This window comes from Streptomyces sp. CB01249, from assembly GCF_001905735.1.
GTDB lineage: Bacteria > Actinomycetota > Actinomycetes > Streptomycetales > Streptomycetaceae > Streptomyces.
Genome location: NZ_LISW01000007.1, coordinates 23,600 through 45,120 on the forward strand (window position 1 = coordinate 23,600; position 21,521 = coordinate 45,120).

Here is a 21,521-nt window from a genome sequence, read left to right on the forward strand (position 1 = left end):
CGGGGATGGGACAGCAGCTTCTTCGGCTGGCCAGTTTATGCAGACGGGTATGGCGCGCCTTCGGACGGCGGTCCCGGTTCCTTGTAGAGACGCGCTCCGGGACATTCGGTTGCGCGTCCGAAGGACCGGTGTACGCGGCCGCGTACGCTTCCGCCCATGAACGCCAGCGACCGCACCCCTGCCGACCTGCTGCGTTCCGCGCTCGCCGCGGATCCGGCCCGCCCTCTGGTCACCTTCTACGACGACGCCACCGGGGAGCGCGTCGAGCTGTCGGTGGCCACCTTCGCCAACTGGGTGGCCAAAACCGCCAACCTGCTCCAGGGCGATCTGGCGGCCGAGCCCGGCGACCGGCTCGCGCTGCTGCTCCCCGCGCACTGGCAGTCCGCGGTCTGGCTGCTGGCCTGTGCCTCGGTCGGCGTGGTCGCCGAGGTGCAGGGCGACCCGGCCGCCGCCGACCTGGTCGTCTCCGGCCCGGACACGCTGGACGCGGCGCGGGCCTGCCGGGGCGAGCGGATCGCCCTGGCGCTGCGTCCGTTGGGCGGGCGGTTCCCGCAGGCGCCCGAGGGCTTCGCGGACTACGCGGTGGAGGTGCCGGGGCAGGGCGACCGGTTCGCGCCGTTCGCCCCGGTGGACCCGGACGCGCCGGCGCTGACGGTGGGCGGGGCCTCGTTCACGGCGGCGGAGCTGGTGGCGCGGGGCCGCGAGGACGGGGCGGCGCTGGGCCTGGGCGCCGGTTCACGGCTGCTGACGGGGCGTACGTACGACACCTGGGACGGGCTCGCCGCCGGGCTCTACGCGCCGCTGGCGACCGGGGGCTCCGTGGTCCTGTGCCGCCACCTCGACCGGCTCGGCGCGGACGCGCTGGCGCAGCGGGTGGAGAGCGAGCGGGTCACGCTGACGGTATGACAAGCGGTATGAGCGGGGCACCCGTCCGGCCCATCGTGGGCCGAGTCCCCCGTGTCGGCGCTCAACTCCGGTACATGATCTGCCGTACAGACCTGCCGAGGCACAACCAAGCGTGAGGTTCAGCCGTCTACTTCTGCGACCGGCGGCCCAGCGCGCCGCCGAACGTGAAGGATGGACGCAGACGTGACCGAAAGCTCCGGCACTCCGGGCGACCCCGACGACTCGGCCGCGGGCGAGGACCGGACACCGGAGGACGCGCCGCCGCCCGGCGAAGAGGGCGGATCCGGCGAAAAGGACACGCCCGAAGCGGCGGCCGCCCCCGGCGGTGAGACCCGCAGCGGGTCCGGCAGCGGTCCCGGGCCCGCCCGGGAGGAATCGCCGGAGGGCGGGGACGGGGGCGCGGGCCTCGACATCACCGTCAAGCGCAAGCGCCACTGGCTGCGCTGGACCGCGATCGGCGTCTCGTTCGTCGTGCTCGTCGCGGCGGGCGTCGGCTGGTGGCTGTACAAGAAGCTGGACGGCAACATCCGGACGGACACCTCGGCGGCGGCCGAGCTGAAGGCGTACGAGAAGGAGCGGCCGGTCTCCGTCGTGCACGACGCGGAGAACATCCTGCTGATCGGCTCGGACAGCCGGGCCGGCGACAACCGCAAGTACGGCCGCGACGACGGCGGCAGCCAGCGCTCGGACACGACGATCCTGCTGCACCTGGCGGCGAACCGGAAGAGCGCGACCGCGATGTCGATCCCGCGCGACCTGATGGTGAACATCCCGGCCTGCCACAAGGCCGACAAGACCACCACCAGGGCGCAGTTCGCGCAGTTCAACTGGGCCTTCGAGATGGGCGGGACCGCCTGCACCATCCGGACCGTGGAGAAGATGACGGACATCCGCATCGACCACCACATGGTCATCGACTTCAACGGCTTCAAGGACATGGTCGACGCGGTGCACGGGGTGGAGATCTGCCTCAAGGAGCCGGTCGACGACAAGGACGCCCACCTCAAGCTCGGCGCGGGCCGCCACAAGCTCAACGGGGAGCAGGCGCTCGGCTACGTACGGGCCAGGAAGTCGCTCGGCAACGGGAGCGACACCGACCGGATGGACCGCCAGCAGCAGTTCCTGGGGGCGCTCGTGAACAAGGTGCAGAGCAACGGCGTCCTGCTCAACCCGACGCGGCTCTACCCGGTGCTCGACGCGGCCACCAAGGCGCTGACCACGGACCCGGGCCTGGACAGCCTGAAGGACCTCTACGACCTGGTGCGGGGCATGCGTGACGTCCCCACCGAGAAGGTGCAGTTCCTGACGGTGCCGCGGCAGCCGTACCACCTCGACCGGAACCGGGACGAACTGGTGCAGCCGGACGCGGACAAGCTCTTCAAGCAGCTCCGCGACGACAAGCCGGTCGCCGTGGTGCCCGCCGACAAGCTCAAGGGCGACGACAAGAGCGACGACAAGAATCCGGGCTCGGCCGACGCCTCGGGGCCGTCGCCCACACCCACGTATTCGGGGAACAATGCCGCGACCGACCTGTGCAAGCAGTAAAGCAATGGCCAAACAGACACCAACATTCCGCGCGCAATGGGAAGAATGCCCGGTTGTAAGGGCCGTGGAATGTGTCACGCGCGTCGCTGGACGCCGAATGAGACGGATAGTGTGACGCGATCCGGTGCTACCGGCCGTCCGGCCGCGCACTTCTGGAGAGAAAGACTGAGCGCCTTTTCGGGGGAGGCGCCTCGCGTGGCACCGACGGAGGACTCGAGCAACCGTGGATGCGCAAAGCCGTGGGCGGGCGGACAACATGGATGATCCCGCAGACCAGTGGGTTCTCAACCCGGACACCGGCGATTACGAACTGCGACTGAACCACTCCGGAGGGAATTCCCCCCGGCCCTCGGTCCCCCAGGCCCGGCGCGGGCCGTCCGGCACCCCTCGCCGCGCACCCGCCGACGACTCCCCGCGACGCAGCACCGAGGTGCCGCGCCAGGGCGGGCGGCGGGCGGCGAACGGCCCGCGCGGCCAGGAACGCCCCGCACCCGGCGACGCCGGTCCGGGCCGTCGTAAGCGCAAGGCTCCCAAGTCGCGCAAGAAGAAGGCGCTGCTGTGGACGGGCGGCGCGATGGCGTTCGTGCTCGTGGGCGTCTCGGCCGGTGGCTACTGGCTCTACCAGCGCCTCAACGGCAACATCAACACCGTGGACATCGGCGACGCCGGCAACAAGGACGTCGTCACCGCCAACGCCCCGATCAACATATTGATCATCGGTACGGACAAACGCACCGGCAAGGGCAACGAGGGCTACGGCGACAAGGGCAGCGTCGGCCACGCGGACACGAACATCCTGTTCCACGTCTCCCAGGACCGCACCAACGCCACGGCGATGAGCATCCCGCGCGACCTCATCACCGACATCCCGGACTGCTCCTCCGTGCAGGAGGACGGCTCGAAGAAGAACATCCCGGGCATCCAGCACGTCCGGTTCAACCGGAGCCTCGGCGAGTCCGGCCGCGACCCCGGCTGCACGATGAAGACGGTCGAGGAGCTGACCGGGGTGAAGGTCGACCACTTCATGATGGTCGACTTCAACGCGGTGAAGACCCTGTCCACGGCGGTCGGCGGCGTCAACATCTGCCTCGAACACGCCATCGACGACCCGAAGTCCCACCTCAAGCTGCCGGCAGGACCCAACAAGGTCCAGGGCGAGGACGCGCTGGCGTTCGTACGGACGCGGCACGCCTACTCCAACGAGAGCGACCTCGACCGGATCAAGGGCCAGCAGCAGTTCATGGGCTCGATGATCAAGCAGGCCAAGTCGGACGACACGCTGACCAGCCCGACGAAGCTGTTCAAGGTGGCGGACGCGGCGACCAAGGCACTGACCGTCGACAAGCCCATCGGTGACGTGCCCAAGCTCAGCAAGCTCGCCAAGGAGATCACCAAGACGGACACGAAGAACATCACGTTCGTCACCATGCCGGTGATCGACAACCCCGACGAGCCCAAGCCCGTCACGGTCGTCCCGCACCCGACGCAGGCGGAGCAGCTGTTCTCGATGCTGCGCGACGACACCTCGCTGACCGAGGTGGCCGCGCAGAAGAAGAAGGCCAAGAGCAAGCAGGACGCGCTCCTCAAGGGAACCAAGGCGGCGGCGGCCGACGTCCGGGTCGATGTGTACAACGGTGGAGACGTCCCCGGCGGTGCTCAGCAGACGGTCACCTGGCTGCAGAACACCAAGGGCGTCCTGAAGTCCACCAACAAGGCCAACGCGCCCGAGAAGATCGCCAAGACGACGCTGGAATACGCCCCGAACCAGGCGGACCAGGCCCGTGCCCTCGCCGAGATGATGGGCCTGCCCGGCTCCGCGATGAAGCCGGGCACCACCGACGCCGAGGGGCTTCAGGCGATGGTGCTGACGCTGGGCAAGGACTTCCAGGCGGCCGGTACGCCCATCACGGCGCCGAAGAAGATCGACATTCCGAAGTCCAGTGCCGCATCCGCGGGGTGCTCCAAGTGACACCGCGTCACCGCACCATACGAGTCTGAGCAGCAGGGGGGTCCTGGTGGGACGGAGCAGCACGCCGCCTGGGGAGGGGACGCGGTCGCGGACGCACTCCCGCCGGCAGGGCGGGGACGAGGGCGTCGGCGAGCGTGACGGCGCGCGCCCCGGTGACGCCGGGACGGGCGACGCCGCGGGTGGCCGCGCGAGCCACCGGCGCGGCAAGTCGCGCAAACGGGCTGCGAAGAAGTCCCGGAAACGCCGGGTGTTCAAGTGGATGGCGATATCCATGGCGGTGCTCGTCCTGGGCACCGCCACCGCCGGATACCTCTACTACCGGCACCTCAACAACAACATCCGCAGCAGCGCCCGCAGCGGCGGCGAGAGCGGTGTGAAGAAGACCGCGCCGAACGCCAAGGGCGAGAGCCCGCTCAACATCCTGCTGATCGGCTCGGACAGCCGGAACAGCGCGGAGAACGTGAAGCTCGGCGGCAGCAAGGACACGGTCGGGGACAAGCCCCGGGCCGACGTCCAGATGCTGCTGCACATCTCGGCGGACCGGAAGAACTCCTCGCTCGTCAGCATTCCGCGCGACACGATCCTCCCCATCCCGGAGTGCACGGACTCCGAGACCGGTCAGAAGTACCCCGCGACGGAGAACAGCCCGATCAACGAGTCCCTCCAGCGCGGTGGTCCCGGCTGCACGCTGACCACCTGGGAGAAGCTCACCGGCGTCTACATCGACCACTGGATCATGCTCGACTTCGCGGGCGTGGTGGCCATGGCGGACGCGATCGGCGGGGTCGACGTGTGCGTGAAGACGGGTGTGTGGGACCGGCCGACCACCATGGTTCCCGGCGGCTCCGGGCTCAAGCTGCCGGCCGGCACAAGCACGGTGCAGGGCAAGCAGGCGCTGCAGTGGCTGCGTACCCGGCATGCCTTCGGCAATGACCAGAACCGCGCCAAGGCGCAGCACATGTACATGAACTCCATGCTGCGCACGCTGAAGAAGCAGAACCTCTGGTCGGACGCGGGACGGCTGATGGACCTCGCGGAGACGGCCACCAAGGCTCTCCAGGTCTCCGACGAGATCCGTTCGGTCAAGAAGCTCTACGACCTGTCGATGCAGCTCAAGAGCGTGCCGATCGACCGCATCACCATGGCGACGATGCCGACGGCCGAATGGTCGCAGGACCGGAACAAGCTCGTTCCCGTCGAGAAGTCCGCGGACGCCCTGTGGCGTCTGGTCCGTGAGGACGTCGCGTTCGACAAGAACGGCAAGGAGAAGAAGAAGCCCTCGTCCTCCTCGACCCCCTCCGGGCCGCCCGCGGCCGCTCCGGCGACCCTCGGCATCTCGGTGGTGAACGGCACCGGCGTGGGCCAGGCGCCCAAGGACGGACGGGCCACCGAGATCGCCGACCTCCTGCACGGCAAGGGCTTCGCCGAGGCCGAGACCTCGCAGGACGCCGAGCCGCTCAAGGACACGGTGGTGCGGTACGCGAAGGAGGACGGGGACCAGGGCAAGTCGGACGCGCTGTCCGTGGCCAAGGCGCTGGGCCTCCCGACGACCTCGGTCAAGGCCGACGCGAAGGCCGGCGGGCTGACCGTCGTCGTGGGTGCGGACTGGCGCGACGGCACCGTGTACAAGGCCCCGAAGGTCGAGGCGGGTGACCTTCCGGACGGCGCGGACGACATCAACGCCGCGGACAAGAGCCAGTGCATGGACATCTACTCCGTCTACCGGTGGGACGGAAAGAGCTGACAGGCGGTACGCGAGAGGGGGCGCCCGGTCCGGCCGGGCGCCCCCTCTCGTCTGCCTGATCCAGGCGGAAGGCCCGGGTCAGGCCACGGGCGCGCCCGGCTCGGCGATGGCCGGGCGGCGGCTCGCGATGACCTTCTTCGCCAGCGCGCGCGGGCTCGTCAGGAAGCCGTAGCCCCAGGACATGTGCATGGTCGCCAGCGCGACCGGGATCTGCGCGCGGGCCTTCAGCGACAGGCCCTTGCCCGCCGGGAGGGAGCCCGCGACGATCGCCGCGACGTACCCGCCGGGGACGACCAGCGCCCACGGGGTGACCGCCGCGCCCACCACGAGGCCGGCCGCGATGGCGACGACGGCGGTCGGGGGCGCCAGGTAGCGCAGGTTGATGGAGCCGGCGTGGTAGCGGGCGACGACGTGGCGCCAGCGGCCGTAGTCCTTGTACTGCTTGGCGAGCGCCCGGACGGAGGGGCGGGGGCGGTACTGGACGCGCAGCTCGGGCGAGAACCAGATCAGGCCGCCGGACTCGCGGATGCGGAAGTTCAGCTCCCAGTCCTGGGCGCGGATGAACTCGATGTTGTACCCGTCGGCCTTCTCCAGCGCCTCCCGGCGGAAGACGCCCAGGTAGACGGTCTCGGCGGGGCCCGCCTGGCCGCCGGTGTGGAAGGCCGCGTTGCCGACGCCGATCTTCGAGGTCATGGCCGCCGCGACGGCGTCCTCCCAGGCGTTCTCGCCCTCGGCGTGCATGATCCCGCCGACGTTCTGCGCGCCCGTCTCCTCCAGGAGCCGGACGGCGGTCGCGATGTAGTTCGGCGAGAGCATGCCGTGGCCGTCGACGCGGACGACTATCGGGTGGCTTGACGCCTTGATTGCGGCGTTGAGGGCGGCGGGGGTGCGGCCCGTGGGGTTCGGCACGGTGTGGACGCGGGGGTCCTCCGCGACCAGCTCGGCGGCGATCTCGTCCGTACGGTCCGTGGACGGGCCGAGCGCGATCACGACCTCCATCTCGCCCGCGTACTCCTGCTCCAGGATGTGGCGTACGGAGTTACGGAGATGGCGCTCCTCGTTGAGCACCGGCATGATCACGGAGACGGCGGGAGGCTGCGCGGCAGACATGTGGTCCTCGGGGGGTCCTCGGGGGCGCCGGGGGCTCGTACCCCACCAGGCGGTATTCGGCCGCCACGTTACCGCGAATGGGGGACAGCGGCGCGCGCCGCCCGGGTGGCCTCCCGGGATGAGGATCGTATGGGCCTACCGTGCGAACGGTCCCCCTCGCACCGCGGAGGTGTCCCCCCGTGCCCACGCCGCACCGCTCCCCCCGTCCCGCCCGGCCCCGCCCCGCGCCCGCGCGGCGCCGGCGGCCGAGAAAGCAGGACGAGCGGCCGCGCTGGGGCATGCGGGTCGCGACCGGGCTCTCGGTCCTGGTGCTCGGGGCGGGCGGGATCGGGCACGCGGTCGTGACGAACCTGGAGAGCGGGATCGACCGGGTCGACCCGTTCAAGGACATGAAGAACCGGCCCGCGGGCGGGCGCGGCATGAATCTGCTGCTGGTCGGCACCGACGGCCGCGACAAGATCAGCAAGGACGAGAAGCAGAAGTACCGGCTGGGCGGTGAGCCCTGCCACTGCACGGACACGATCATGCTGGTGCACCTGTCGGCCGACGAGGAGCGCGCCAGCGTCGTGAGCCTGCCGCGCGACAGTTACGCGGAGATCCCGGCCCATCGGGACCGTACGACCGGCGAGGAGCACGCGGCGCACCCGGTGAAGCTGAACGCGGCGTACGCGGAGGGCGGTCCCGGCCTCACCGTGAGCACCGTGGAGCGCATGACCGGCGTCAAGATCGACCACTACCTGGAGGTCGACTTCACCAGCTTCATGACCACGGTCGACACCCTCGGCGGTGTGAAGATCTGCACGGCCCGCCCGCTGAAGGACTCCTACACCGGCCTGGACCTCGCGCCGGGCACCCATACGCTCGACGGTGGCCAGGCGCTCCAGTACGTACGGTCCCGGCACATCGACGGGGCCGCGGATCTGGGCCGGATGCAGCGCCAGCAGAGGTTCATGGCCGCGCTGATCAAGCAGGCGACGAGCAGCGGGGTGCTGCTGAACCCGGTGAAGTTCCGCGAGGTCGCCTCGACGATGCTGAAGTCCGTACGGGCCGACCGGGGCTTCGACACGGAGCAGATGCTCTCCCTCGGCCAGGCGATGCGGGGCTTCTCCCCCGCGTCGTCCGAATTCGCCTCGGTGCCGATGGGCGATGTGGCGTACCAGGTGAAGGGCATCGGATCCACGGTGAAGTGGGACCCGGTGAAGTCGAAGCAGCTGTTCACCGCGCTGCGCGAGGACAAACCCCTGACCACCGCCCGGCCCGCCCAGAAGGCCCCCGCGAAGAAGGTGGACGTCCCGCCGAAGCAGATCCGCGTCCAGGTCTACAACGGCACCGCGAAGGACGGCCTGGGCTCCAAGGTCGACGACGCGCTGCACGCAACCGGCTTCGACACGACCCGGGCCCCGCTCACCGCACCGCAGCACGACCTGAAGCACACCCTGGTCACGTTCGACCCGCGCTGGGACCGGTCCGCGAAGACCCTGGCGGCGGCGCTGCCGGGGGCGGAGCTGCGGGCGGTGCCGGGGCAGGGGGCGACGATGCGGGTGACGGCGGGCGAGGACTACACCAAGGTCGAGCGGGTCCACGCGGAGGAGCCGGATCCGGGCAGGTTCGGGGCGGTGAAGGGGGACGAGGTGGTGTGCCCGTGAGACGGGCAGCACCCGCGGCCTCAGTCCTCGATGCCCTCGGCGATCCGCTTCTCGCGGAGCTCCCTGATCGCGCGGCGCCGCGCCAGGCGGTGCGTGCGGCGGATCTGGGCCTCCTGGTAGCGCCGCTTGTCGCGCTCGGTCTCCGGGGTCACCTGCGGTACGGGGCGGGGCCGGCCGTCCGCGTCGACCGCGGCGAAGACCAGGTACGCGCTGCCGACCTGGGTCGCGGGCGTCGACTCGTTCCAGCGCTCGGCCATCACGCGGACGCCGACCTCCATGGAGGAGCGGCCGGTCCAGTTGACCTGGGCGCGTACGTGCACGAGGTCGCCGACGCGGACCGGCTCCAGGAAGACCATCTCGTCCATCGAGGCCGTGACGGCGGGGCCGCCGGAGTGCCGGCCGGCCACGGCGCCCGCCGCGTCGTCGACCAGCTTCATGATCACGCCGCCGTGCACGGTCCCCAGCAGATTGGTGTCGCTGCCGGTCATGATGTGGCTGAGGGTGGTCCGGGAGGCCGCGGTGGGCTTGGCCGGAATGTCGCTCTCCGGGCGCGGAGCCTGATCTGTCATGCCGTCCACCTTATGCGGGGGCCGGAACGCCGTCGCAATGCATCAGCTTCGCAACAGCCCTGGTGCGATTTTCCTCCCACCCTGTAAGAGGGGTGGCCCCGGACGGCACACTGGTCCGTATGAACGATTGGCCCGACGGCTGGACCGACGACAACCGCAGCGGCAACCGCTACGGGCAGGGCAGCGCGAGCGAGCGGCCCGAGAGCGCCCGCTCGATGCCGCACGTCCAGCGCCGCCCGGCCCCGCCGCCGCAGCGCCCCGCGCCGCCGAGGCAGCGCCCGGTGCCGCAGCAGCCCTCGGGCTACGACGACGGTAACCCGCAGTACGACAGTGGTTACAACACCGGGCAGGTGTACGGCGGCGGCCGTGGCGCGGGTCATGGCGGCGGCGACCAGGGCCCCGCCCAGGGCCGTCCCCGCCCCGCGCCGAACTGGGGCCGTCGGATCCGGATCGGCGCGCTGGTCCTGGTCGTCGCGCTGCTCGCCGTCTCCGTGGGCACGTACTTCTGGGCCGACTCCAAGCTGAACCGCGCCGTCGACCTGTCGAAGGTCATCGAGCGGCCGGAGGCGGGCAAGGGGACGAACTACCTGATCGTCGGCTCGGACAGCCGTGAGGGCATGACGTCCGAGGACAAGAAGCGGCTCCACACGGGTTCGGCCGACGGCAAGCGGACCGACTCGATGATGATCCTGCACACCGGCGACAACGGCCCGACGCTGGTCTCGCTGCCGCGTGACTCGAACGTCGAGATCCCGTCGTTCATCGGCTCCGAGTCGGGCAAGAAGTACCCGGCCACGGGCAAGACGACGAAGCTGAACGCCGCGTACGCCACGGACGGTCCCGAGCTGCTGGTCCGCACGGTCGAGTTCAACACCGGCCTGCACATCGACCACTACGTCGAGATCGGCTTCGGCGGCTTCGCCAAGATCGTGGACGCGATCGGCGGGGTCGAACTGGACATCCCGAAGGCCTTCAAGGACAAGTGGTCGGGCGCCGACTTCCCGGCCGGCAAGCAGACCCTCGACGGCCAGCAGGCCCTGGCCTTCGTCCGCACCCGCCACGCCTTCACCTCGGACCTGGACCGTACGAAGAACCAGCAGAAGTTCCTCGCGGCCCTGGCCAGCCAGACGGCGACCTTCTCCACGATCGTCAACCCGTTCAAGCTGTACCCGACGATGGGCGCGGGCCTGGACACGCTGATCGTGGACAAGGACATGTCGCTCTGGTCGCTCGGCAAGATGTTCTTCGCGATGAAGGGCGTCACCGGCGGCGACGGCACGTCGATGAACATCCCGATCGCGGGCAACGTGGGCTCCAACCTCGCCTGGGACAAGGCGAAGGTGAAGAAGCTGGTCGAGCAGCTGAAGAACGACGAGAAGGTCACGGTCACGGAGAACTGAGGGGCGGGGCGCGGGGCCCCGCCCGGGGCCTTTACGCCGTCCCGCTCGCCAGCACCGCCGCGTGCGGCAGCGTCAACAGGCCGTCCTCCGCGAGGAATTCTCCGCACAGCGCGTCGTACTCGCGCTTGGCCGCTGCCACGCCCTCCGGGCCGGCGCTGGTGAGCAGGGTGCCGATCGCGCCGATTCCGGCGGCGGGGCCCGCCCACCAGTCGTCGGGGGCGGCTCGGTGGTCCCAGGTGTGCGTGTCGGCCTGTACGTCTGCGAGCCCGGCGGCGGTGAGCAGTGCGGCGAGGCCGTCCGGGGTGCGCGCGAAGTTGCGTTCCTCGTCCACCGTGGCCATCCAGTCGGGCCGGGTGAGCCCGGCGGCCTGGGCGGCGCGGCCCACGAGTGCCTGGCCCGGAGCGCCAGGGAGCTGCCAGACGGTGACCGCGATCGTGCCTCCGGGGCGGGTGACCCGGCGCATCTCGACCAGCGCCTCCAGGGGGCGGCCGACGTGGTTGATCACAAAGTTGGCGACGACCGCGTCGAACTCCCCGTCGGCGTACGGCAGCTGGGGCAGTACCCCGGAGCGCACCTCGGCCCCGGGCGCCGCGCGCCGGGTCGCCTCGACCATGCCGGGCTCGGCGTCCACGGCCCGGACCGCCGCGCCGCGCCCGAGGGCGGCGGCCGTCACGTTGCCGCTTCCGCACCCCACGTCGAGCAGGCGCGTCCCGGGCGCGACACCGGCGGCGTCCAGCAGAGCGGGCACGGTGCGGACGCAGAGCCGGGCGGCGGTGCGGGCGTAGGCGTCGGCCTGCCCGCCCCATATCCGCCGCTCCATCACGTCGAACGCGGTCATGTGTCGTCTCCTCCGGTACGGGTGGGGGTCTGCGGTTCCGCTTCGTTCAGGTCCTCGTGCAGGGCGTTGAGTATGCGCCCTGTGGGTCCGTCATGCGCGGACTTCTCACCGAGGAACCATCCGGGCAACCGCCCCGCCACCTCGTCCGGCTCGTCACCCCGGTCCGGATCGTCCAGCACCTGGAGCAACGCGAAGGCGGTCTCCCGGGCGACCTCGCGGGCGATTTCGCCGAGATCCTCGGCGGTCAGCCCGAGCCGCACGGCCCGTTCGACCGCGCCACCCGCCGCCCCGTCCCTGCGGTAGGCGGCGACCCAGTCGGACGCGGTGGTGCTCCAGGCGTCGATGTCCTGCCACACCATCCGCAGGAACCGGAACCGGGCGAGCTGCGGCAGCCCCTCCTCGGCCTCGGACTCGGCCCACCCCTCGGGGTCCTCGGCGCCGAGCGCGTCGAAGAGCCGGGTGAGACTCCCGATGTCCTCAGGCACCGCGGAAGTTACGGGACAGCCAGGGGCTGAGCATGGCGCGCGGCACCAGTTCCTTGTACGTCTCGTCCCCGGGCAGCGGCACGACGAGCCACTGCCCCGGCGGGAAGAACCGGCCCTTCACGTACGCCATCCCGCCGTACACGGACCGCAGGAACGCGGGCACGGAGTCCCTGGGCACGTCCTCGAAGACCACCCCGTCGACGGTGATCCGCGCGTCGTCCTCCGGGAAGACCTGCACGGTGACGGCCGGAACCCCGCCCAGCTCGATGAACGCCTCGTGCGGCAGCGACCCGTCCGCGTCCACCACGGCGAACGCCCCCGCGGAGTCCCGCCGGGAGGTCTGGTCGGCCCCGATGTCGTCGGTGACCGTCACCTCCAGGTTGTACGCCTCGGCGACTTCCCGTACGGCGGTGACGGCGGCCTCGGTGGTGGGCAGGTGGGGGTGCGTCATGCGGCGTGGGCCGCGTGGGCGACGAAGGCCGCCCAGGCATGCGGGGCGTGCGCGAGGTGGGGGCGGTGGATGTCCTTGGAGTCCCGGACGAGGACGGTGCCGGGGACGGCGGCGACCTCGACGCAGTCGCCCTCGTTGCCGTTGCTGCTGTAGCTGCTCTTGATCCAGAACAACTCGAAGTCACCCTGCGCAGAAGTTCCGCAGTTCATGTCGCTCCCAATACTCGCTCAATGAGGGCCCGAGTCTCCCCAGGAGTGAGAGCCTCGGCCCGGATGATGCCATGCCGCAGGTCGAGGATACGGAGGTGCCTCGCGTCGGTGACCCGGCGTCCGTTGAACGCTCCATGTGAACGCCCGATCGCCGTGCCGTCCGCGAACTTCAACAGGTTGATGTCGCCGTCCATCCCCGGATGAGCCTCGCGATGCGTCGGCATGACCTGGAGCGTGACATTGCGCATGTCTCCCACCTCCAGCAATCGTTCAAGCTGCCGCCGCCACTCCATTCTGCCTCCGATGGGCCGCATGAGTGCTGACTCCTCCTGGACGAAGTTGAGGGAGGGCGCGGGCAAACGCTCGAAGATCGACTGTCGAGCCATGCGCGCGGCGACCATCCGCTCCACCTCGTCCTGCGAGTACGGCGGCTGCCGGGCCTCGAACAGCGCCCGCGCATGGCCCGGGGTCTGCAACAGCCCATGCAAGCCGTGCGCCACGTAGGCCGAGAGCTCGACTGCCTTCGCTTCCGCACTCGCCAGATCCCGAACCTTCTTCGGGTACCGCACGACCGCCAAGTCCTGCTTCATCACAGCGATCTTGCCGTGCGCACCCAAGAGGTCATCCGACTTGTCCAGATACTCGGGCCGGGGGATGCGCCTGCCGCCCTCCACCTTGTAGATCAGGTCCTCCCCGTACCCGATCAGCACTCCGAACTCCGCCGCCCGCATCCCCGCCGCCTCGCGCCACGCCTTGAGCTGGCGGCCCACGGCGGCGACCACCGCCGCGCCCGACTCGTCCTCGGGATCGACGTCCCAACCGTGCTCGTCCGTCTCGTTGTTGGCGTTCATCCGTACCCCACTTCCGACGTGCGTGCCTTTGTTCCTCAACCGCTGACGTCCCCACACGTCACGCCGGACAGCCGGGACAACGCCGGACAAGCGCCGGACATTCACCGTAAGCAGGCGCGGGCCACCGGGTCGTGGGTTTCCACGACCCGGTGCGCCACGACGCGGAAGCCCGCGACCCGGTACGCCACGACGCCAAACGCTTTGAAAGAACCTCGGGAAAGAACCCAACCCCACCCCACCCGAACCCCGTCCGAACGCCGATCACTCGCGCGGGTGACAAATGGCAACTGAGCTGGATTTGGGGTCGGTTGTCGGGCATATGCTCCCGGCAACAACCCCAGACACGCGTCGACCCCGACCGGGACCTGCAATCCCAGCCGGGGCCTGACCACCGAGGAAGAAATGACCTTCCCGATGACTGCCCAGCAGGCTATCGCGCCCCCGTGCGCCCCGCCCGGTTCTCCCGGCGACGTCACACCGACCTCCGGTGTCATCCACGTCAACTCCCGCCACACGTCCGGCTTCACGGTCATCGGCAACCACCTCGCCCAGCACGGGGACCTGTCCCTCCTCGCGATCGGGCTCGCCGTCCACATCCAGTCGCTGCCCGAGGGCGCGAAGATCGGCGTCAAGGTGCTCGCCGCGCGCTTCCCGGAGAGCGAGATGCGGATCGCAGCCGCGCTGCGCGAGCTGGAGGCGGCGGGCTACCTGCGCCGCATCCGCGTACGCCTGCGGGACGGCCGCGTACGCACGCGTACGGAGTCGCACAACCGGCCGTACGCGATGGCCCCGACGCCGCCGGTGCCGTACGAGGCCCCGCGCGCCACGACTCCGCCGTCCACCACGACGTACGACCGCCCGCGCGCAGCCGCTCCGACGCCCCTGCCTCGTGAGCCGCGCACCGAGCCGAAGTCCTGCGCGACGCCCGCGCCCCGCACCCCCGTCCTCCACCGGACCGCCGCCCTGCTCCTCGCCGACCTCCGCCGCCACGCGCCCGTGCTGACGCTCTCCGAGGCGGACATCGCCGCCCTCGCCCCGGGGGTCGCCGCCTGGCTCGAACGCGAAGCGCACCCCGACGCCATCCGCCGGGCCCTCACCACGGACCTCCCGGCCCCCCTCGCCCACCCGGCGCGCCTCCTCCGCCACCGGATCACCACCCTCCTGCCACCCCCGCTCCCGGCCCCGGCCGCGCCACCCACGGTCATCCCCCTCCAGAACTGCGACGACTGCAACCGAGCCTTCCGCGCCCCGGAACCGGGCCAGTGCCGCGACTGCCGGAACGGCGGTTTCCAGTAACGGAAACTCAGCCCTCTTGCTCCCGGGCAACGGGGCAGCAAGCATCGGATCACCGCCCCTGTCCGTAAGGAGACTCCGTGAAGCTGACACGACTGGTTGGCCAGTGCGACGAGGGCGAGTGCCCTGCGATCTACACGACGGACCGGGGAACACTCGCCGTCCAGGGAAGCCTTTTAGCCGACCACGGACTGGATCTTCCCGCTCACGAGTCTCTGGTGGAAATTCCCGTCGAGCTCATCCGAAAGGCCGTCCGTGACAACCTCATCTAAGTCCCTCGGAGACTGGCTCGAAGGCTTCGAACGAGAAGCGTTCCGGCTGGAGACTTTGGACGACTACAGCAAATCGGGCGGAGTGGAGGCATACCAAGCTTTTCTCGCCGGAGAGCCACAGCCGGAAAGTTACAGAACCTCCGGCTGGATCACGACGGTCGGAAACGCGGTCCGGTCAGGGAAGCGAATCTATCGCGTACACATTCTCGCTCGCCCGTTGACGGACTATCTACGTTTCGAACTGTCCTGGGGATACCGGCGCAACATGGCTGCCGGTGAGGAGTTCTACATCTTGGACACCACCACACAGGGAAACCCCATCCCGGATGCACCGGATTTCTGGATGTTCGACGAGCGAACTGTCGGGAGGATGAGCTACACGCCGGACGGCAGGTACACCGGCTCCGAATTCCTCGGAGAGGACCGACTGCCGACGTACCTGACGTTCAGGGACAAGGCGATGGAGCATGCCACCCCCTTCACCGATTGGTGGGCGAAGTACGGCGAGTGAACAAACACAGCCTCGGACCTGCGCTACGGGCATTGCGGGAGTCCTCCGGACTCGAAGCCAAAGCAGTTGCCCGTGGCGCTGCCATGTCCCGGTCCAAGCTGTCGAAGATCGAGAACGGGAACACGGCTCCGAGCGTCACCGACGTCGACTGCATCCTCACCGCCATAGGCGTATCGGATGAAGTGAAGGCCGAGTACATGGCCGCAGCCAGAGAGGCAGCGACGGAAGCCACGGCGTGGCGGCTGATTCGACGGCTGGGCTACAGCCGCAAACAGCAACAGGTCCAGGCCCTCGAATCACAGACCACGCTGCTGCGCCTGTTCCAGCCTTCTCTGGTCCCCGGCCTGCTCCAGACGCCTGAGTACGTGCGGGCAGTCTTCGCTCGACGGCGCTTGAGCGAAGCACAGTTGGAACGAACGATCGGCGCAAGACTGGCGCGGCAGAGCGTCCTGTACTCAGAAGGAAAGACATTCCGTTTCGTCATCACGGAGTCGGTTCTCCGATGGCGGATCGTTCCACCCCTGGTGCTCGTCGGGCAGCTCGATCGGCTGATTTCAGCGTCCCGGCTACCCAACGTGGACATCAGAGTCATCGAACCATCGGCCCCGCAACGCGATTTTCCGGGGCACTCGTTCTCGATCAAGGATGACCGAATCGTCACGATCGCGTACGCTCGTTCCGGCGAGGAAATGAGAGCGCTGATCGGTCGCATCCGGGACGAGCTTTTGCGTGAACAGGAAACCGCCTAGGAACCGGCCCCGCACCCAGTCACGATGAGGTGACGAATCCCGAAGTGACGAAGGGTGCAGCATGGCAACCACGGTAAAAACTCCTGTCGCCCTGCGACGCGGACGGGACCTTCTCGATCCCGAACTGTTCGAGAAGGTGTCCGAGTTCTGCGCCACGGAGTACGGCCACGAAATGTGCACGGCGCGAAACGTCGTGGACCAGGCCCTCGCCTTTCTCAAGGTCATGGGCGATACCCGAGCGTTCGACATGTCACCGTCCCGGATCGTCGACCCGGGCTGGCACTCGTTCGCGCTCCATACGCGCGTCTACGCCGCCTGGTGCCAGGAGCAGTTCGGCTACTTCCTGGACCACGAACCCGGGGCCGCCGTCCGCACACGCCCGCTGATCGGTTCCGTGGTGGAGCGAGTCAGGGCAGCCGGCTTCTACGTCGACGAGCGGATGTGGGGCGTGGCGAAGGAATGCAACGCTCCGGCCTGCTGCGGCGACGGCGACGGTTGCTGAACGAAGGCGCGCCGCCCATGGCCTCCGGCGGCGCGCTCACCGGCAGCAGCAGAGTGACCGTGTACGTCATGTCCGGCGTGGTCTTCGGGTACGCCACCCACCACTGCGACGAACGCCGGCTCGGGGACATTGCCGTTGTCGGCCCCCTGACGCCCGGGGTCGATTGGGGCCGCCTGTGGCAGATGGCCCGCCACTGCGGACGGCCCAGTGCGGGCGAAACAGAACTCGCCCAGTGGGTACTGACCCAAGCCACACGGGCGTTCGTGTGCGGCAGCGGCCGCATCGCACAATTCCGTGAACGCACGTGGGAATTGCAACCTGGCGGCAAGCGCGTTCGGTTCGAATCGGCGTACGCCAATCGTGACCACCTCTGGACGGGAAACCTGACCGTCGACGGACTCACCCCCGACCAGATCGCGGAACGGCACACGTTCTACCCCGCCTGACGTCGACTCCGCGCCCAGGTCCTGGCCTGCGCCGACAATCCAGACGTCGGTGCCATACTCACCGCTCAGGGCCTGGGCAGTCGTCCGGTCGCACAACAGTGGAGGAACCTGGTGGCCGTGGACACCTCTTTCTACAAGTCCGCCATGTCGGAGGAGATCCGGGACGAGGGCCGGGCGGAAGGCAGGGCCGAAGGCCGGGCCGAAGGGCTCTTGTTGCTTCTCGGCGTACTCGGCATCGCGCTCGCCGACGCGGACCGCGAGAAGATCGCCACCTGCACCGACCCGCAGCTCCTGGGCGAATGGCTCCAGCGCGCCGCGACGGCCTCCTCCGCCGAGGAAGTCTTCGGCGTCTCGTGACCGAGGCAACCGCCACCGACGTCCTCGCCGAGCTCGCCGCGCTCGACGATCCCAAGGCGCGTGCCGTCAACGCGCGGCACGGGGACGATCACGGGGTGAACCTCACCAAGCTGCGCGCCCTCGCCAAGCGGCTGGGGAAGCGGCAGGAGCTGGCCGTCGAGCTGTGGGAGAGCGGCGACACCGCCGCACGGCTCGTCGCGTTGCTGGTCTGCCGGCCGAAGGCGTACACGCAAGGCGAGCTGGACCGCATGCTGCGCGAGGCGCGGGCGCCCAAGGTGCACGACTGGCTCGTGGGGTACGTGGTGAAGAAGAGCCCCCACGCGGAGGAGCTGCGCCTCGCCTGGACGGAGGACCCCGATCCGGTCGTCGCGAGCGCCGGGTGGGCGCTGACCGCCGAGCGGGTCGTGAAGCGGCCCGACGGGCTCGATCTGGGCGGGCTGCTCGACGTCATCGAGGCCGAGATGCGGGGCGCTCCCGACCGCCTTCAGTGGGCGATGAACACCTGCCTCGCCCAGATCGGCATCGAGCACCCGGAGCACCGCGCCCGCGCGCTGGACATCGGCGAGCGGCTCGGTGTGCTCAAGGACTACCCGACGCCCAAGGGCTGCACGTCGCCGTACGCGCCGGTGTGGATCGGGGAGATGGTGCGGCGCAAGGGCGAGGCGTAGGCGCTAGACCGCGTTGCGCCAGACCGTCAGGTCTCCCTGCAGGAAGGCGAGGTCGGGTATCGCGGTCGACTTCGTCGCGATCACGAACAGCGCGATGTCCCCCGAGGCGTTCATGACGCAGATCTCGCTCCCGTTCGCCGAGGCCGCCAGCGGGAGGTTGTGGATCTTGCTGTGCGGAAGGAACAGGCGGCATTCGTCGAGCGTGGTGCCCGGCTTGTCGTCCATGGGCATGAAGACGCTCGTATCGCTCTTCAGTTCACACCCGACCGACTCGCAGCTGAAGCGGATGTCGCCCTTGTCGCCGTCCACCTCGTTGCGCGGATCCGCGAGGTTCACCGAGCGCTTCGCGTCCACCGTGACCAGGGCGTACGGCTCCGCCTGCGGCTCCCGGGGCGTGGGCGACGTGCTCGGTGCGGTCCGCTCCTCGGCGGCCTTGCCCGCCGCCGAGGCGCCCGCCGATTCCGTCGTGGTCTTCCTCGCCCCCGGCGACCGGGTGGCCGACTCCGACGCCTTCGCGTCGGCCCGGTGCTCTCCCCCGCCCATGGGCCCCATCGCCTGCCAGGCCAGGCCGAGGACCAGCAGCGCGGTCACCACGCCGACGGCCGACACCAGCGCGACGCGCCGTCTGCGCGCCCCGCGATCGACCGGTACCGGCGGCGGCCCGGCCCAGGGATCCATCCGCACCGGGGTGGGCTCCGGCACCGGGGCCGGAACCGTGACCTCCGGACCGCTGATCTCCCGCCACACGGCGGGCGCCCCGTCCGCGTCGGCCTCCGCGCCCAGCCGCTGCCGGCACCACTCCACGATCTCCGCCGGGGCGGGCCGCTCGGCCGGGTCGGCTGCCAGGCAGCGGGCGAACAGCGGGCGCAGGGGCTCGGGCAGCAGGGTCAGGTCGGGCTCGTCGTGGATGATCCGGTACAGCACGTAGACGCCCGGGCCGTCACCGTAGAGCGGCTTGCCCAGCGCCGCGAACGCCGCCGTCTGGGCCAGGGCGAAGACATCGCTCGCCGCCGTGGCCCCCTCCCCGGACGCCTGCTCGGGGGCCATGTACGCGGGGGTGCCGATCGGGTGGCCCGTCGTGGTGTACGAGGTCGCGTCGGCGGCCAGCGCGATGCCGAAGTCGATCACGCGCGGCCCGTCGGAGGCCAGCAGCACGTTGGACGGCTTGAGGTCGCGGTGCACGATGCCCTCGGCGTGGATGGCCCGGAGCGCCTCGGCCATGCCCGCCATCAGCCACAGCAGGGCGGACACCGGCAGCGGGCCCTGCCGCGCCACGGCCTGGGCGAGCGAGGGGCCGGGCACGTACAGCGTGGCGAGCCAGGGCGGTGTGCCCTCCGCGTCGGCGTCGATCAGCTCCGCCGTGCAGGCACCGCGCACCCGCCGGGCCGCCCGGATCTCCCGGCCGAACCGCCCCCTGAAGTCCGGGTCGTCGGCCAGCTCGGGGCGTACGACCTTGATCGCCACGGCCCGGCCGTCCTCGGCGTACGAGAGGTAGACCCGGCCCATGCCGCCCGCGCCGAGCCGGGCGGCGAGCCGGTAGCCGGCCACCTCGGTCGGGTCGTTCGCCTGAAGCGGCTCGAAGACATCCGTCACGTCCATCGGCCCGCTCCCCCACTGTTATGCACTGGCCAACGCCCGCAGCCTAGCAACGGCCTCACGCGGAGTTGATCACCGCACACACGCGACAGCCCCCGGCAGCTCGGCCGGGGGCTGTGCGCGCGTACGAAAGACGTTCCGTTACGGCAGGTTGCGCGCCATCACGATGCGCTGGACCTGGTTCGTGCCCTCGTAGATCTGGGTGATCTTGGCGTCGCGCATCATCCGCTCCACCGGGTAGTCCCGCGTGTAGCCGTAGCCGCCGAGGAGCTGGACCGCGTCCGTGGTGACCTCCATGGCGACGTCGGAGGCGAAGCACTTGGCGGCGGCGCCGAAGAACGTGAGGTCGGCGTCGACGCGCTCGGACTTGGCGGCGGCCGAGTACGTCAGCTGGCGGGCGGCCTCCAGCTTCATGGCCATGTCGGCGAGCATGAACTGGACGCCCTGGAAGTCCGCGATCGGCTTGCCGAACTGCTTGCGCTCCTGGACGTAACCCTTGGCGTAGTCCAGCGCGCCCTGGGCGACACCGAGGGCCTGGGCCGCGATGGTGATACGAGTGTGGTCCAGGGTCTTCATCGCGGTGGCGAAGCCGGTGCCCTCCTCGCCGATCATGCGGTCGGCGGGGATGCGGACGTTGTCGAAGTAGACCTCGCGGGTCGGGGAACCCTTGATGCCGAGCTTCTTCTCGGGGGCTCCGAAGGAGACGCCCTCGTCGGACTTCTCCACGACGAAGGCCGAGATGCCCTTGGAGCGCTTCTCCGGGTCCGTGACGGCCATGACCGTGTAGTACTCGGAGACGCCCGCGTTGGTGATCCAGCGCTTCACGCCGTTGAGGACCCAGAAGTCGCCGTCGCGCACGGCGCGGGTCTTCATGCCGGCGGCGTCGGAGCCCGCGTCCGGCTCAGAGAGGCAGTACGAGAACATGCCGTCGCCCTTGGCCAGCGGGCCCAGGTACTTCTTCTTCAGGGCCTCGGAGCCGGACAGCACGACCGGGAGCGAGCCGAGCTTGTTCACGGCCGGGATCAGGGAGGAGGACACGCAGGCGCGGGCCACCTCCTCGATCACGATGACCGTGGCGAGCGCGTCGGCGCCGGCGCCGCCGTACTCCTCCGGTACGTGGACCGCGTGCAGATCGGCGGCGGTGAGGGCGTCCAGCGCCTCCTGCGGGAAGCGGGCCTCCTCGTCGACCGCGGCCGCGAACGGGGCGATCTTCGCCTCGGCGAGCGCACGCACCGTCTCACGGAGCATCTCGTGCTCCTCAGCCGGACGGTACAGGTCGAAATCGGTCGAACCCGCCAAGACGCTCACTCCCCAGGGTGCTAACTACCGTTAAGTAACCCAATTTTATGCGTTCGACCCGCCCCCGGCATACGCGCTCGGGCCGTGAGCTGCGCGACAGCCGGA

Annotated in this window: 23 protein-coding genes; 14 read left to right on the top strand and 9 right to left on the bottom strand. The window is 69.9% G+C overall.

The genetic code is table 11. The features are described from left to right. Positions 1 to 156 precede the first annotated feature (156 nt). The 4 genes from AMK18_RS26845 to AMK18_RS26860 all read left to right on the top strand — a co-directional run bounded on the left by AMK18_RS26845 (position 157) and on the right by AMK18_RS26860 (position 6,164). Positions 157 to 906 carry a TIGR03089 family protein gene (locus AMK18_RS26845; RefSeq protein WP_073864805.1) on the top strand — a complete coding sequence of 250 codons (750 nt, stop codon included), beginning with the start codon at positions 157 to 159 and terminating at the stop codon, positions 904 to 906. Between the two features lie 183 nt (positions 907 to 1,089). Beyond that, positions 1,090 to 2,451 carry an LCP family protein gene (locus tag AMK18_RS26850; protein ID WP_073864806.1) on the top strand — a complete coding sequence of 454 codons (1,362 nt, stop codon included), beginning with the start codon at positions 1,090 to 1,092 and terminating at the stop codon, positions 2,449 to 2,451. Positions 2,452 to 2,707: 256 nt separating this feature from the next. Next, complete coding sequence (locus AMK18_RS26855) at positions 2,708 to 4,420, top strand: LCP family protein (protein ID WP_079199342.1); 1,713 nt, start codon at positions 2,708 to 2,710, stop codon at positions 4,418 to 4,420. 259 nt (positions 4,421 to 4,679) lie between these two features. After that, entirely contained in the window at positions 4,680 to 6,164 is a 1,485-nt protein-coding gene (locus AMK18_RS26860) for an LCP family protein (protein WP_239079391.1), read from the top strand. 78 nt (positions 6,165 to 6,242) lie between these two features. Here the strand turns inward: AMK18_RS26860 and AMK18_RS26865 are convergent, their stop codons facing one another. Next, positions 6,243 to 7,274: a glycosyltransferase family 2 protein gene (locus tag AMK18_RS26865; protein ID WP_073864808.1), complete on the bottom strand. Its 1,032-nt coding sequence runs from the start codon at positions 7,272 to 7,274 to the stop codon at positions 6,243 to 6,245. 179 nt (positions 7,275 to 7,453) lie between these two features. Between AMK18_RS26865 and AMK18_RS26870 the strand changes: the two genes are divergently transcribed. After that, positions 7,454 to 8,920: an LCP family protein gene (locus AMK18_RS26870; protein WP_443333234.1), complete on the top strand. Its 1,467-nt coding sequence runs from the start codon at positions 7,454 to 7,456 to the stop codon at positions 8,918 to 8,920. A 20-nt stretch (positions 8,921 to 8,940) separates the two neighbouring features. On the opposite strand, the gene AMK18_RS26875 is transcribed toward AMK18_RS26870, so the two are convergent. Then, positions 8,941 to 9,489: an acyl-CoA thioesterase gene (locus tag AMK18_RS26875; protein ID WP_018104007.1), complete on the bottom strand. Its 549-nt coding sequence runs from the start codon at positions 9,487 to 9,489 to the stop codon at positions 8,941 to 8,943. A 119-nt stretch (positions 9,490 to 9,608) separates the two neighbouring features. Between AMK18_RS26875 and AMK18_RS26880 the strand changes: the two genes are divergently transcribed. Beyond that, positions 9,609 to 10,889, top strand: coding sequence for an LCP family protein (locus AMK18_RS26880; protein WP_073864809.1), 1,281 nt, complete (start codon positions 9,609 to 9,611; stop codon positions 10,887 to 10,889). A gap of 31 nt (positions 10,890 to 10,920) precedes the next feature. Here the strand turns inward: AMK18_RS26880 and AMK18_RS26885 are convergent, their stop codons facing one another. The 5 genes from AMK18_RS26885 to AMK18_RS26905 are packed head-to-tail and all read right to left on the bottom strand — an operon-like array spanning position 10,921 to position 13,723. Further along, positions 10,921 to 11,727, bottom strand: coding sequence for a class I SAM-dependent methyltransferase (locus AMK18_RS26885; protein WP_073864810.1), 807 nt, complete (start codon positions 11,725 to 11,727; stop codon positions 10,921 to 10,923). Next, positions 11,724 to 12,212: a hypothetical protein gene (locus AMK18_RS26890; RefSeq protein WP_073864811.1), complete on the bottom strand. Its 489-nt coding sequence runs from the start codon at positions 12,210 to 12,212 to the stop codon at positions 11,724 to 11,726. Before AMK18_RS26890 ends, AMK18_RS26885 begins: the two co-directional genes overlap by 4 nt. Next, complete coding sequence (locus AMK18_RS26895; RefSeq protein WP_018104012.1) at positions 12,205 to 12,663, bottom strand: hypothetical protein; 459 nt, start codon at positions 12,661 to 12,663, stop codon at positions 12,205 to 12,207. Before AMK18_RS26895 ends, AMK18_RS26890 begins: the two co-directional genes overlap by 8 nt. After that, positions 12,660 to 12,872 (bottom strand): DUF397 domain-containing protein, encoded by a 213-nt coding sequence (locus AMK18_RS26900; RefSeq protein ID WP_073864812.1) that lies wholly within the window; start codon positions 12,870 to 12,872, stop codon positions 12,660 to 12,662. Before AMK18_RS26900 ends, AMK18_RS26895 begins: the two co-directional genes overlap by 4 nt. Further along, the gene (locus AMK18_RS26905) at positions 12,869 to 13,723 is read right to left on the bottom strand and encodes a helix-turn-helix domain-containing protein (RefSeq protein WP_073864813.1); all 855 of its coding nucleotides are present in this window, start codon (positions 13,721 to 13,723) and stop codon (positions 12,869 to 12,871) included. The genes AMK18_RS26900 and AMK18_RS26905 overlap by 4 nt, the downstream gene beginning before the upstream one ends. 414 nt (positions 13,724 to 14,137) lie before the next feature. Between AMK18_RS26905 and AMK18_RS26910 the strand changes: the two genes are divergently transcribed. The 8 genes from AMK18_RS26910 to AMK18_RS26945 all read left to right on the top strand — a co-directional run bounded on the left by AMK18_RS26910 (position 14,138) and on the right by AMK18_RS26945 (position 18,521). After that, positions 14,138 to 15,019 (top strand): DNA-binding protein, encoded by an 882-nt coding sequence (locus AMK18_RS26910; RefSeq protein ID WP_073865041.1) that lies wholly within the window; start codon positions 14,138 to 14,140, stop codon positions 15,017 to 15,019. Positions 15,020 to 15,096: 77 nt separating this feature from the next. After that, entirely contained in the window at positions 15,097 to 15,288 is a 192-nt protein-coding gene (locus tag AMK18_RS26915) for a hypothetical protein (RefSeq protein WP_073864814.1), read from the top strand. Further along, entirely contained in the window at positions 15,272 to 15,799 is a 528-nt protein-coding gene (locus AMK18_RS26920) for a DUF6879 family protein (protein ID WP_073864815.1), read from the top strand. Before AMK18_RS26915 ends, AMK18_RS26920 begins: the two co-directional genes overlap by 17 nt. Then, on the top strand, positions 15,796 to 16,548 hold the full coding sequence (locus tag AMK18_RS26925; protein WP_073864816.1) for a helix-turn-helix domain-containing protein: 753 nt from the start codon (positions 15,796 to 15,798) through the stop codon (positions 16,546 to 16,548). The genes AMK18_RS26920 and AMK18_RS26925 overlap by 4 nt, the downstream gene beginning before the upstream one ends. Before the next feature lie 61 nt (positions 16,549 to 16,609). Then, positions 16,610 to 17,050 (top strand): hypothetical protein, encoded by a 441-nt coding sequence (locus AMK18_RS26930; RefSeq protein WP_241836646.1) that lies wholly within the window; start codon positions 16,610 to 16,612, stop codon positions 17,048 to 17,050. 17 nt (positions 17,051 to 17,067) lie between these two features. Further along, the gene (locus AMK18_RS26935) at positions 17,068 to 17,496 is read left to right on the top strand and encodes a hypothetical protein (RefSeq protein ID WP_073864817.1); all 429 of its coding nucleotides are present in this window, start codon (positions 17,068 to 17,070) and stop codon (positions 17,494 to 17,496) included. 117 nt (positions 17,497 to 17,613) lie between these two features. Beyond that, positions 17,614 to 17,853: a hypothetical protein gene (locus AMK18_RS26940; RefSeq protein ID WP_241836647.1), complete on the top strand. Its 240-nt coding sequence runs from the start codon at positions 17,614 to 17,616 to the stop codon at positions 17,851 to 17,853. Continuing rightward, on the top strand, positions 17,850 to 18,521 hold the full coding sequence (locus AMK18_RS26945) for a DNA alkylation repair protein (protein ID WP_073864819.1): 672 nt from the start codon (positions 17,850 to 17,852) through the stop codon (positions 18,519 to 18,521). Before AMK18_RS26940 ends, AMK18_RS26945 begins: the two co-directional genes overlap by 4 nt. A gap of 3 nt (positions 18,522 to 18,524) precedes the next feature. Here AMK18_RS26945 and AMK18_RS26950 read toward each other — a convergent pair whose 3' ends face one another. Together AMK18_RS26950 and AMK18_RS26955 are read right to left on the bottom strand one after the other, a co-directional pair. Continuing rightward, complete coding sequence (locus tag AMK18_RS26950; protein WP_073864820.1) at positions 18,525 to 20,120, bottom strand: serine/threonine-protein kinase; 1,596 nt, start codon at positions 20,118 to 20,120, stop codon at positions 18,525 to 18,527. A 138-nt stretch (positions 20,121 to 20,258) separates the two neighbouring features. Next, positions 20,259 to 21,416: an acyl-CoA dehydrogenase family protein gene (locus tag AMK18_RS26955; RefSeq protein WP_018524719.1), complete on the bottom strand. Its 1,158-nt coding sequence runs from the start codon at positions 21,414 to 21,416 to the stop codon at positions 20,259 to 20,261. Positions 21,417 to 21,521 lie beyond the last annotated feature (105 nt).